This is a genomic window from Roseibium sp. ROS1, assembly GCF_054658215.1.
In genome coordinates, this window is sequence record NZ_BAAGIG010000002.1 from 135649 (window position 1) to 148041 (window position 12393).

The following is a 12393-nucleotide window of genomic DNA, read 5'->3' on the forward strand; positions in this document are numbered from 1 at the left end:
TTACCCTGAACCTCCGGCGGTCCCGCCGGGGGGCGGACAAGAACAAAGGCAGGAAGCCGCTGGCGGCTTCCCGGGAGAAACATCGCCGGGCACCACGGTCTGGCGAACATTAGGAGCTGAAAACCCGATGAAACTGGCAACGCTCAAGGATGGCAGCCGCGACGGCAAGCTGGTGGTGGTCAACGACCGCCTGACCTTCTGCACCGACGCAAGCCACATCGCGCCGACTTTGCAGGCAGCGCTCGATGACTGGGAACATGTGGCGCCGAAGCTGGAACTGCTGGCCGAGAGCCTGTCTCACGAAGCCGTACCGACGCTGCGTTTCCATGAACACGATGCTCATTCGCCGCTGCCGCGTGCCTACCAGTGGGCGGATGGTTCGGCCTACGTCAACCATGTCGAACTCGTGCGCAAGGCGCGCGGTGCGAAGATGCCGGAAAGCTTCTGGACGGACCCGCTGATGTATCAGGGCGGTTCCGACACATTCCTCGCCCCGCGTGATCCGATCTCCATGCGCGATGAGGCCTGGGGCATCGATATGGAAGGCGAAATTGCTGTCGTCACCGGCGATGTACCGATGGGTGTCAGCGCGGAAGCCGCGCGCGACCACATCCTTCTTGTGCTTCTGGTCAACGACGTTTCCCTGCGTGGCCTGATCCCGGCAGAACTCGGCAAGGGCTTCGGCTTTTTCCAGTCCAAGCCGTCTTCCGCCTTTTCGCCGGTTGCCGTCACGCCGGATGCGCTCGGCGATGCCTGGAAGGGTGGCAAGCTTCACCTGCCGCTGCATGTCGACCTCAACGGTCAGCCGTTCGGCCGCGCAAACGCGGGCATCGACATGACCTTCGATTTCGGCCAGCTCATTGCCCATGCGGCAAAGACCCGGCCGCTCAGTGCCGGCACGATCATCGGTTCGGGCACGGTCTCCAACAAGCTGGACGGTGGTCCGGGCAAGCCGGTGGCAGACGGTGGCGTCGGTTATTCCTGCATTGCCGAGATCCGCATGATCGAAACGATCAACACGGGCGAAGCCAAGACGCCTTTCCTGAAGTTCGGAGACACTGTCCGCATCGAGATGCTCGACACCGAAGGCCATTCGATCTTCGGCGCCATCGAGCAGACCGTGGAGAAATACGAAGGGTAGTGATCGGACCTTCCGGGATCTCGACACCGTTTTGGGCATGTAGCCCCTCCGCCTTGTGGGGAGGGGCTCGGGGTATGGTTTTCCATCCAGGAGAAAGACAAGAGTGCAGCGTTGGGTTGAGCCCTTCGGCCGCCAGAATATTTCAGGGAGAGGGCAATGCCTCACGTCGACCCGCTTGACCGGGCGGATCTGCCTCAGTTCGAGGAAAAATTTGCACGTTACGATGCAATCCGCGGCTTTCTGCCGAACTCGATCCTCACCATGGCGCGCCGGCCGAATATCGCCAAGGCGTTCATGGATCTGAACCAGGCGATTCTTTATGAAGGCACGGTGCCGGAAGACCTGAAGATGATGGTCGCACTCATGACGTCCATGGCGACCGGCTGCCGCTATTGCCAGGGCCACATGGCCAATCTGAGCCACGTCTACGATGTGCCGGACGAAAAGATTGCCGCCGTATGGGAATGCGAGACTTCGCCGCTCTTTACGGAGGCCGAAAAAGCGGCGCTGGTGCTGGCCCGCGAGGCTGCCGGTGTTCCGAACGACGTGACCGAAGCTCATTTCGCGGCGCTCAAGCCGCATTTCAACGACGCCGAGATTGTCGAGATCGTCGCTTCGATCGCGCTCTTTGGCTACCTCAACCGGTGGAATGACACCATGGCAACCACAATGGAAGCCCATCCGGCTGCCGTCGCCAAAAAGGCGATGCCCGCATGGGACGAAGGCAAACACGGAGCCTCTGAATGAGCAAGCAATTCGCATCCGCCGGAGACATGACCGAGAAGAAGATCTCCTTCACCGAGATCGGCAAGGATCTCTGGGCCTTTACCGCCGAAGGGGACCCGAATACCGGCGTCATCATCGGCGACGACAGCGTCATGATCGTCGAGGCGCAGGCGACCCCCGAACTCGCCAACAAGGTCATTGAGAAAGTGCGGTCCGTCACCGACAAGCCGATCAGCCACCTTGTCCTCACGCATTACCATGCCGTTCGCGTGCTGGGGGCTGCCGCCTATCGGGCACCGACCGTGATCATGAGCCAGAAGGCCCGTTCGATGGTCGTGGAACGGGGCGCGGAAGACAGGGAATCCGAATTCATGCGCTTCCCGCGTCTTTTCATGGGCTATGAAAACGTCAACGACATTCCGCCTCTGACCTGGCCGACCACCACCTTCAACGACCGCATGACTGTCTATCTCGGCAAGCGCCGGGTCGACCTCAGCTTCCTTGGTCGCGCCCACACGGCCGGAGATATCGTTATCCACGTGCCGGACGCGAACGTCATGTTCACCGGTGACATCGTCGAATACCACTCGGCCTGCTATTGCGGCGACGGCCATTTCAACGACTGGCCGACAACGTTGGAAGCGATCCGTTCCTTCGATGTGGAGGCAATCGCGCCTGGCCGCGGCGATGCGCTGGTCGGCAAGGAGATGGTGGGCAAGGCGCTGACCAACACCGCCGATTTCGTCTCCTCGACCTATCGGCCGGTGGCCCGGGTCGCTCAGGGTGGCGGATCGCTGAAAGAAGCCTGGGACGCCTGCCGTGCCGAATGCGATCCGAAGTTCAAGGATTACGCCATCTACGAACACTGCCTGCCGTTCAACGTTGCCCGGGCCTATGACGAGGCTCTCGGCATCGACACGCCGCGCATCTGGACGGCGGAACGCGACGCCAAGATGTGGGCGGATCTGCAGGGCTGACCCATGAACACTGTCCTGGACCACCTCCGCCTGATGGCTCGCAACAACGCCTACGCGAACGAACGTCTTTACGACGCCTGTTGCCGGTTGTCGCAGGCGGAGTTCGAGGCGGAAAGAACCGGGTTCTTTCCCTCGATCCGGGAAACGCTCAACCACAATTGGGAAGTGGACCGTTACTATCTGGATGCCTTGAAGGAAGAGGGGCAGGGGCTGTCGGTATTCGACACGCCGCATCTTGCCTCTGCAGCAGAACTGAAACCGGCCCAGGAGAGTGTTGACGAGGCTCTGATCGCATTCTGCGACCGCACGGTGGAAGGAGACCTGGACCGGAATGTCGCTCAGGACCGGGGCAAGAGCGGTGTCTTTCACGAGACGATCGCAAACACGTTGCTGCATCTCTTTCAGCACCAGATCCATCACCGGGGGCAGGTGCATGCCATGCTGGCAGGAACCAGTGTTGCGCCGCCTCAACTTGACGAGTTCTTTTTGGAGTTCGATCGCCACCCGTCGGCGCAACGTTTCTGGGAAACTGGCTAGCGCTTCGGTGCAAGGATCAACAGGGCGAGCCAGGTGAGGCCAGCTGCAAGAACTATGATCTCGCTCACCACGATGGCGATGCCGACCATGCTCCAGTTGTCGGCAAGGACGGTGGCAGGAGCGGCGATGAGAAGCGCAAGGGCGACCGCGGACATCAGTCCGGCAATCAACCGGAAGGTCCAGCGTCGGCCGGATGTCAACATGTTCTGACGTGTCAGGACTGGCATGTCACACCTCCTTCTTGGGGGATTGTCTAACGAAAACGCGCAAGCCCCCCTGCGGGTTCCGCGAAACAGGCAAAGGCGAACCGGTTCACGATGCCGGTACGCCTCGGCAATTGGGAGAAACGCCTGTGACCAAGTTGTTTGAAGCGCCGCTTTATCCGTACAAGCGGTCCCAGGATCAGGATGCAGCGACACCCGTTCGCCATCCGGTGGTGATCATTGGAGCCGGACCGGTGGGCCTCGCCACGGCTATCGATCTGGCTCAGGCGGATGTGCCGGTCGTCGTTCTTGATGACAACGACAAGGTTAGCGTGGGCTCACGGGCAATCTGCTTTTCCAAGCGCTCGCTGGAAATCTTCGACCGGCTGGGCTGCGGCGACGAGATGGTCGACAAGGGCGTCGTCTGGAACGTCGGCAAGGTGTTTTTCGGTGACCGGCAGGTCTACGATTTCAACCTGCTTCCGGAGCAGGGGCACAAGCGCCCGGCCTTCATCAACCTGCAGCAATATTATTGTGAACTTCATCTGGTCGAGCGCATTCGCGCTCTGCAGGTGGAAGGCAAGCCGGTGGAAATCCGCGGGGGCAGCCGGGTTGCGAACCTCAACCAGCGGGACGACCACACGCTGGTGACCGTTGAAACGGTCGATGGCGCCTACAATCTGGAAGCGGAGTGGCTGATTGCCTGCGACGGGGCTGGTTCGCCGTCCCGCCGGATGCTCGATCTCGATTTCGTCGGCCGGGTGTTTGAAGACAACTTCCTGATTGCCGACGTCATCATGAAGGCGGATTTCCCGACCGAGCGCTGGTTCTGGTTCGATCCGCCCTTCAACAAGGACCAGTCGGCGCTTTTGCACAAGCAGCCGGACGGGGTCTGGCGCATCGATCTTCAGCTGGGCTGGGACATAGACAAGGAAGAAGAAAAGAAACCGGAAAACGTCATTCCCCGGCTCAAGCAGATGCTGGGCGCGGATGTCGAATTCGATCTGGAGTGGGTGTCGATCTACACATTCCAGTGCCGCCGCATGGAAAAGTTCCGCCATGGCCGGGTGATCTTTGCCGGCGACAGTGCTCACCAGGTGTCGCCTTTCGGTGCGCGTGGTGCCAACTCGGGGTTCCAGGATGCCGACAATCTCGGCTGGAAGCTGAAGCTGGTCATTGACGGCAAGGCTCCGGAAAGCCTTCTGGACAGCTATGCTTTTGAGCGCGAAATGGCCGCAGACGAGAATATCCTGCAAAGCTCGCGTTCAACCGACTTCATTACTCCCAAATCGGAAATCAGCCGTATTTTCCGTGATGCGGTGCTGGACCTTTCCGAACATCACGCCTTTGCCCGGCCACTGGTCAATTCCGGGAGACTGTCCGTTCCTTGCGTCTATGACGGTTCGAAGCTCAATGGACCGGATGTGGAAGGCCTGCCCGCGCGCACAAGACCGGGAAGCCCGGCTGTGGATGCGCCTCTGGCAGACGGCTGGCTGCTGGACTGGCTTGGCAGCGGCTTCCATCTGCTTGGCATCGGCACCGAAGTACCCGAGAAGCTTCTGATCGACGGTATCGAAATTACCGGTGTCAGCATTGCGACTTCCGCAGCCGGTGAAGAGCTTAAGGACCGCTATCTCGGCGACGAGCCTTCGGCTGTCTATCTGATCCGGCCAGACCAGCATGTGGCGTCGCGCTGGACAGGCTATGACCGCACCGCGGTCGAAAACGCATTTGCAATTGCACTCGGGAAAGGCGGAGAGGCCTAATGGCGGAGATTGTCACCAAAGCGAACCTTGAAACGCCCGACGGGTTTTATGCTGACCTGCTGACCGCTCATGAAGGCCTCACAAAGGCCGAAAGCGATGCGTTCAATGCCCGGCTGATCCTGTTGATGGCAAACCAGATCGGTGAGCGGCAGGTGCTCGAAAAGCTGCTTGAGGCCGCCAAACAATAGGTCGAACAGGGCGTCGCGCAGGTGCTGTTGCCGTAGGCATCGAGGCTTTTGACGAGGGTGTGAGGGATTCGCCCAATCACACCCTCGGTAGAATTTCAGTTTCACCTGATAGCGATGCAGGTAATCGGAATTATTTTGGGCAAAAATAATTTTCAGAAAAATGTTCAGTATCGCCTTGTCGATAAAGACTAAAAAACGCCCGATTTAATTCGTGACGGCTAACAAAAGTCGAACCCGAAATTTTTCACCAATTGTTTATCTACCCACACCTTCAATCGCGGAAAGTGCGGGGGAAACAATGTCCAGGTTACTTACACCTTTAAAGAATGTGCGCCTTTCTGCGAAAGTAGGCGGTGGCTTTGCAGCCATGATTCTTGTCGCCGCCGCGGTCGGTGCCGTGGGCGCGGTCGCTATTCTCGGCCTCAGAACACAGTCGGATGTCAGTGCGAAGGCAACAACCGCAATGGCAAACCTTCAGCAGGTCGCACAAGCGCAGGAAGCCTATCTCTCGGATCGCACACCGGAGTTGGCTGACGCAGCCCGGTTTCAGATTGAACAATTGGAAACTGCGCTGGTCACGCTCGATGGCGTCTCGGGGCCTGGAGAGGGCGAAACGGCCACCGCAGAGGCCATCTCGCTGGTAGGTCAGCTTGGTGGCGAGTTTGATGGTGTCGTGCAGGCTGTCGAGAACAGGCAGGCTCAGGTCGACAAGTTGCTGCGGTCCGCTGTCAATCTGGCAACCATCGCTGCCCAGATTAACGACAAGATGAGCAAGATCCAGCGTGATGCGGGCGGCGCCGCCAAGACCGCATCAGGCACACGCAACCGGGCTGACAAGGTCGGGCGCATGTTGTCGGATATGGAAGACCTCGTCGCCGGTCTGGAAGCCAGGATCGCCGAGGTGAGTGAAGGTGCCGATCTTCCGCCTGAAACGGTGGCAGCCATTGTGGAGGGCACGCAGACCCTGGCAAAGACGGCAGCGAAGGCTGGAAAGCTGAAGGTGGACGGCGTAGACCCGGCAAAGGTCAAGGAATTGGCGGACATGGCGGCAGCGCTCGGTGAAAAACTGCCGAAGCCGGAAGCGGACGGCGCTCGGCCGGCACCAGTGTCGGCTGCCGTTGCTGCGGATCTCGTCGCGGGACTGGAGAAACTCCACACTCAGGCCTCTGCCTTGCGCAAGACGGTTTATGCGGCAACCGATGACGCCAAGTCGATTGCCGGCAAGGCAACGTCGAAACTTGGTATCGTTGATCTCGTCAATGTGAACGTGAACAAGTACCAGAACGCGTCCCTGGATATTCGCTCTGCGACAATGGAGTATTTTGCCGGCTTCGATACAATTGGTGCGGAAGAGGTTCTCAACCGTATCGAAACGCTGCGCTACCTCGCCAATCTGCTGAAGGCGGACAGTGCCGCTTTCCCGGAAATCGCGGATGCCATTGCGTCGATCGAGGCGGAGGTTGGCACTTATGAGGCCGAATTCGCCGCCATGGTCACCGCGAAGGATGCGTTCGATGTCAGACGGACAGAGCTTGTTGCACTGTCCGGCAAGGTTCGCAGTGTCATCACGGCCCTCACGGAGGCTCAGTCCGCGGGAGCTTATGCGCGGGCCGATACCGCGCTTGGGCTGATCGCGGTCGCACTCGTCGTCGCCGTTGCAGCCGGTGGATTGCTGGCCTTTGTTCTTTCTCTCGTGATCACGCGCCCGACACGGGCTTTGACCGAAGCCATGGGCCGCCTCGCGGAGGGGGATATCGACGCCACCATTCCCTCGACTGATCAGCGGGACGAAATCGGAGACATGAGCCGCACCGTTCAGGTGTTTCAGGAAAACGCCCGCGAACGGATTCGCCTGGAAATCGAAGCGAATGCCCATCGCGAGGCCCAGAATGCGCGTCAGCAGGACATCGAAGATCTGATCCAGAACTTCCGAGGTGAGATCCAGGGACTTCTTGGTGCGCTGGACGAAACGGCCGCCGGCATGTCCAACACAGCTTCGGCACTTGGCGGCATCGCGGAAAGCAGTGCGGAACAGGCAGGCGATACTTCCAGGGTCAGTGAAGACGCCAGCATGAGCGTTGAAAACGTTGCCGGTGCGGCCGAAGAACTGTCGGCATCCATCGCCGAAATCGGCGAACAGGTACGCCGGTCTTCCGACATCGTCACGTCGGCGACGAGCGCGGTACACGAGACCAATGGCAAGGTTCAAGGACTGGCGGAAGCTGCCTCGAAGATTGGCGAAGTGGTCAACCTGATCCAGGCGATTGCCGAACAGACCAATCTTCTGGCGTTGAACGCCACTATCGAAGCGGCTCGTGCAGGCGAAGCAGGCAAGGGCTTTGCCGTTGTGGCCGCCGAGGTCAAGGAACTGGCGACACAGACTTCGAAGGCAACTGAAGAAATCTCGTCCCAGATCCAGACCATTCAGAACTCCACCAGCGAAGCCGTCGCGGCCATCGGGGCAATTTCCGACACGATGGAAGAGGTCAACGGTTACACTCAGGGAATCTCGGCAGCCGTTACCCAGCAGGGCGCGGCCACCAACGAGATTTCCGGAAATGTGCAGCGGGCAGCCCAGAGTACGCAGGCTGTTCAGACCAATATGTCCAGCCTCGCCCGGGCGGTTGGCGATACCAAGGAAGCATCGGGGGATGTTCTGGCTGCTTCGGGAGACCTGAGCAACCGCAGCAACGCTCTGAAGCAGGGAATTGAAACCTTCCTGGCCCGCGTTGAAGCAGCTTGACGGCAAACGGGAAAGGCAACACTTCGGCACCCCACCGGACTCCGATCCGGTGGAGTGCTTTTTATTCGATTGATACATCGGCATGACACGCTTCAACCTTAATGCAGGAACAAGGTTGGGCTTGCCCGGTGACGCCGCGTTCTTCTTGAGGTGGTACGCCGGGCGACGGTACATCAAGACAAGAATGATATTGCAACTCATTCGCAACAAGCTTGACAGTTGCGAATGAGTTGCAATATCACTTGCAGAAATGATGTTCGAACCGGGATATGGTGATGTTGAAAAAACTGCTTCTGACGGTCTCTCTTGCGGCACTTGCAGCCGGACCGGTAAACGGCGCTTCCGCACAGGACAAAATGAAAGTGGTGACCACATTCACCGTTCTTGCCGACATTGCGCAGAATGTTGCCGGGGAGACCGCCGACGTGGTCTCGATCACCAAGCCGGGTGCGGAAATCCACGGTTATGAGCCGACACCGCAGGACATCGTGCGGGCATCCGACGCGGACCTGATCCTGTGGAACGGCATGAACCTTGAGCGTTGGTTCGAGCAGTTTCTGTCTAACCTAGGCGACATCCCCTCCGTAACCCTGACAGACGGGATCGAACCGATCTCGATCGCGTCGGGTTCCTATGAAGGAAAGCCGAACCCGCATGCGTGGATGGGCCTGGACAACGCGCTGATCTATATCGACAACATCTCCAAGGCATTTGCCCAATACGACCCGGAGAATGCGGAGGTCTATGCCGGCAACGCGGATGCCTACAAGGCAAAGCTGCGCGAAACCATAGAGCCGCTGCGCCAGGCCGTTGCCGATATCCCGGAAGACAAGCGCTGGCTGGTGACCTGTGAAGGCGCGTTCAGCTATCTCGCTCGTGATTTCGGCATGAAGGAACTGTACCTCTGGCCGATCAACGCCGATCAGGTCGGCACGCCGCAGCAGGTCCGTTCGGTGATTGACGGGGTGCGTGAGCACGACATCCCGGTCGTCTTCTGCGAGAGCACGGTCAACACTTCGCCTGCCAAGCAGGTGGCCCGGGAAACCGGCGCGAGATATGGCGGCGACCTTTATGTCGATTCCCTGAGCGAGGCGGACGGCAAGGTGCCCACCTACCTCGACTTGCTGAAGGTCACCTCGAGCACGGTGGTCGAGGGGCTGAAATCCAATTCACAGTGATGGCCCGTAATAAAGACTGCCGGGCAGCATGACCCGAAGCTGCCCTTGATTGTGTCACAGTAACTTCGGATTGTACTGGAAAGCCTACATGCTGAATGTCATCAAGGACCCGGTTATGGATATGCCCAACGTCAGGGACGATGGCGGAATTGCCGCCGAAGACGTTACGGTTACCTACCGGAACGGACATACGGCACTCTGGAACGCCAGCTTCTCGATCCCGCGCGGCACCGTCACGGCTCTGGTCGGCGTCAATGGCGCGGGCAAGTCGACGCTGTTCAAGGCCATCATGGGGTTCGTGCCCACAGCCAAGGGGCGCATCCGGATCCTGGATATGACCGTCCGGGAAGCCCTCAAGAAGAACCTCGTCGCCTACGTTCCCCAATCGGAGGAAGTCGACTGGTCATTCCCCGTTCTGGTGGAAGACGTGGTGATGATGGGCCGTTATGGCCACATGGGGTTTTTGCGCCGGCCAAAGCCTGCGGACCATGCCGCGGTCGACCAGGCACTGACCCGCGTGAACATGCAGGATTTCCGGCATCGGCAGATTGGCGAGCTTTCCGGCGGTCAGCGCAAGCGCGTCTTTCTCGCCCGCGCTCTTGCCCAGGACGGCCAGGTAATCCTTCTGGACGAACCTTTCACTGGCGTCGACGTGAAAACAGAAGAGCAGATCGTGGCGTTGCTGCGGGAGTTGCAGGCCGAGGGCAGGGTGATGCTTGTCTCCACCCATAACCTCGGTTCCGTTCCCGAATTCTGCGACAGGACGGTGCTGGTCAAGGGAACGGTGCTCGACTACGGGCCAACCGCGACGACCTTCACCCGTCAGAACCTGGAGAAGGCCTTTGGTGGCGTGTTGCGCCATTTCACCATTTCCGACCAGACCCTGCACACCGATGGCGATCAGCGTACGGTGACGATCCTGACCGACGACGAGCGCCCGTTCGTTCAATATGGCGACGAAGTGCAGACGAGAGAGGCGCGCGACTGATGGAGCCTTTCAGTTTCGCCTATCTTCTCGAACCCTTTCAATACGGCTACATGACCAACGCCATGTGGGTGTCCGCACTCGTTGGCGGGGTTTGCGCGTTTCTGTCGTCCTACCTGATGTTGAAGGGCTGGTCGCTGATCGGTGATGCCCTGTCTCATTCGGTCGTGCCGGGTGTGGCCGGTGCCTATATCCTGGGCCTGCCGTTTTCCCTCGGAGCGTTTCTGGCTGGTGGACTTGCAGCCGGGGCCATGCTGTTCCTGTCCGAAAGGTCGGGCCTCAAGGTCGACGTCATCATCGGCCTCATCTTCACGTCCTTCTTCGGCCTTGGTCTCTTCATCGTTTCCATCAGCCCCATGTCGGTCTCGGTCCAGACGATCACCATGGGCAATATTTTGGCCATAACGCCGGAAGATACCCTGCAACTGGCCATCATCGGCTTTGTGTCGCTGGCGATCCTGACGCTCAAGTGGAAGGATCTGATGGTCACTTTCTTTGACGAAAGCCATGCCCGCACAATCGGTCTGAGGCCCGGTCTCCTCAAGGCAATCTTCTTTGTGCTTCTGTCCGCCTCCGTGGTTGCGGCCATGCAGACGGTCGGGGCCTTTCTCGTTATTGCGATGGTGGTCACGCCCGGTGCGACAGCCTACCTCTTGTGCGACCGCTTCCCGCGCCTGATCCTGACCTCCATCGCGATTGGCACGCTGACCAGCTTTGCCGGGGCCTATATCAGCTACTTTCTGGACGGGGCCACGGGCGGTATCATCGTCACCCTGCAGACCCTGATCTTCTTGATCACCTTCGTTCTGGCGCCAAAGCACGGCCTTCTTGCCGCCAGGCGCAAGTCGGCGGAAGCCCTGCGCCGGGTATACGCTGCGGACGTTGCGAAACCAGAAGCGGGAGATCAGGCCTGATGGACCTCGAGACACTGCTTCTGCCGTTCAAGTTCCCCTTCATGCAGAATGCGTTTCTGATCTGCGTGATCGTGTCCATCCCGACGGCTCTCTTGTCGAGCTTCCTGGTGATCAAGGGTTGGGCCTTGATGGGGGATGCTGTCAGCCACGCGGTTTTACCCGGCATCGTACTGGCTTACATCTTTGGTATTCCGCTGATCGTCGGCGCTTTTGCCGCCGGCATGGTCTGTGCCGTGCTGACAGGTTACCTGTCGGGCAACAGCCGGGTAAAGCAGGATACCGTGATGGGGGTCGTGTTTTCCGGCATGTTCGGCGTCGGCATCGTGCTTTACGTCTCGATCCGGACAAACGCTCATCTGGACCACATCCTGTTCGGCAACATGCTGGGCGTGGAGCAGCACGAGCTTGTAACAGCTGGCATCATCGCTCTTGTTGTCGGCGGCGCGCTTGTGCTGAAGTGGAAAGACCTTCTGTTGCACAGTTTCGATCCGGCCCAGGCTCAGGCCTCCGGTTTGCCGGTAAAGCTGTTGCACTACGGCCTTCTGGCGGCACTGTCGCTAACGATCGTGGCCACGCTTTCTGCTGCTGGCCTTATCCTGGCGGTTGCCTTGCTCATTGCACCGGGGGCAATCGCATTCCTGTTGGTCCGCACCTTCAAGGCGATGCTTTACGTGTCGGTGCTGGTCTGCATGGTTTCAATGGTCGCAGGCACCTATGCCAGCTTCTTCCTGGACAGCGCGCCAGCCCCCACCATCGTCCTCATTTTGACAGCGGTTTTCATCGCCGCGTTTGCCCGCCGCCAGATCCTGACGCGGCAGGCTTCCCTGCGCCGCGTTGACGACGCCGCATAGGGACAGATCCTGCCATCCTGAAAGAGAACCGGTGCCGGACGCTCGGCACTGGTTTCGGGCAATCACTACGCTATCTGGATAGAAATCCCGGACAGAAGACGCTCTCACGGCGGTTCCGGCAGTCAGTTTCTATATCATAGGTAGAATTTGCAAAGATGGAACAACTCATTGGCGTGAAAGCGTG

Annotated in this window: 12 protein-coding genes; 11 read left to right on the forward strand and 1 reads right to left on the reverse strand. The window is 59.3% G+C overall.

What is annotated here, in order from left to right; translation table 11 throughout:
* Positions 1-127: 127 nt before the first annotated feature.
* From ACYQ6M_RS08845 to ACYQ6M_RS08860, 4 genes are all read left to right on the forward strand, one after another.
* Positions 128-1141: a fumarylacetoacetate hydrolase family protein gene (locus tag ACYQ6M_RS08845; RefSeq protein WP_460073343.1), complete on the forward strand. Its 1014-nt coding sequence runs from the start codon at positions 128-130 to the stop codon at positions 1139-1141.
* 156 nt (positions 1142-1297) lie between these two features.
* Positions 1298-1888, forward strand: a complete 591-nt coding sequence (locus ACYQ6M_RS08850; protein WP_152511484.1) for a carboxymuconolactone decarboxylase family protein — start codon at positions 1298-1300, stop codon at positions 1886-1888.
* Positions 1885-2844: an MBL fold metallo-hydrolase gene (locus ACYQ6M_RS08855; protein WP_023000076.1), complete on the forward strand. Its 960-nt coding sequence runs from the start codon at positions 1885-1887 to the stop codon at positions 2842-2844. Before ACYQ6M_RS08850 ends, ACYQ6M_RS08855 begins: the two co-directional genes overlap by 4 nt.
* A 3-nt stretch (positions 2845-2847) precedes the next feature.
* The gene (locus ACYQ6M_RS08860; RefSeq protein WP_062489552.1) at positions 2848-3381 is read left to right on the forward strand and encodes a DinB family protein; all 534 of its coding nucleotides are present in this window, start codon (positions 2848-2850) and stop codon (positions 3379-3381) included.
* Here ACYQ6M_RS08860 and ACYQ6M_RS08865 read toward each other — a convergent pair.
* Positions 3378-3608, reverse strand: coding sequence for a hypothetical protein (locus ACYQ6M_RS08865; RefSeq protein ID WP_460073345.1), 231 nt, complete (start codon positions 3606-3608; stop codon positions 3378-3380). The genes ACYQ6M_RS08860 and ACYQ6M_RS08865 overlap by 4 nt on opposite strands.
* Before the next feature lie 125 nt (positions 3609-3733).
* Between ACYQ6M_RS08865 and ACYQ6M_RS08870 the strand changes: the two genes are divergently transcribed.
* The 7 genes from ACYQ6M_RS08870 to ACYQ6M_RS08900 all read left to right on the forward strand — a co-directional run bounded on the left by ACYQ6M_RS08870 (position 3734) and on the right by ACYQ6M_RS08900 (position 12209).
* Positions 3734-5350 carry an FAD-dependent oxidoreductase gene (locus ACYQ6M_RS08870; RefSeq protein ID WP_023000079.1) on the forward strand — a complete coding sequence of 539 codons (1617 nt, stop codon included), beginning with the start codon at positions 3734-3736 and terminating at the stop codon, positions 5348-5350.
* On the forward strand, positions 5350-5538 hold the full coding sequence (locus ACYQ6M_RS08875; protein ID WP_023000080.1) for a DUF2783 domain-containing protein: 189 nt from the start codon (positions 5350-5352) through the stop codon (positions 5536-5538). The genes ACYQ6M_RS08870 and ACYQ6M_RS08875 overlap by 1 nt, the downstream gene beginning before the upstream one ends.
* Positions 5539-5905: 367 nt before the next feature.
* Positions 5906-8281 carry a methyl-accepting chemotaxis protein gene (locus tag ACYQ6M_RS08880; protein WP_460073348.1) on the forward strand — a complete coding sequence of 792 codons (2376 nt, stop codon included), beginning with the start codon at positions 5906-5908 and terminating at the stop codon, positions 8279-8281.
* Positions 8282-8550: 269 nt separating this feature from the next.
* Entirely contained in the window at positions 8551-9459 is a 909-nt protein-coding gene (locus ACYQ6M_RS08885) for a metal ABC transporter substrate-binding protein (protein WP_228148054.1), read from the forward strand.
* Between the two features lie 121 nt (positions 9460-9580).
* Positions 9581-10447, forward strand: coding sequence for a manganese/iron ABC transporter ATP-binding protein (locus ACYQ6M_RS08890; RefSeq protein ID WP_162493109.1), 867 nt, complete (start codon positions 9581-9583; stop codon positions 10445-10447).
* Positions 10447-11358, forward strand: coding sequence for a metal ABC transporter permease (locus tag ACYQ6M_RS08895; RefSeq protein WP_460073350.1), 912 nt, complete (start codon positions 10447-10449; stop codon positions 11356-11358). The genes ACYQ6M_RS08890 and ACYQ6M_RS08895 overlap by 1 nt, the downstream gene beginning before the upstream one ends.
* Positions 11358-12209, forward strand: coding sequence for a metal ABC transporter permease (locus tag ACYQ6M_RS08900; protein ID WP_460073352.1), 852 nt, complete (start codon positions 11358-11360; stop codon positions 12207-12209). The genes ACYQ6M_RS08895 and ACYQ6M_RS08900 overlap by 1 nt, the downstream gene beginning before the upstream one ends.
* Positions 12210-12393 lie beyond the last annotated feature (184 nt).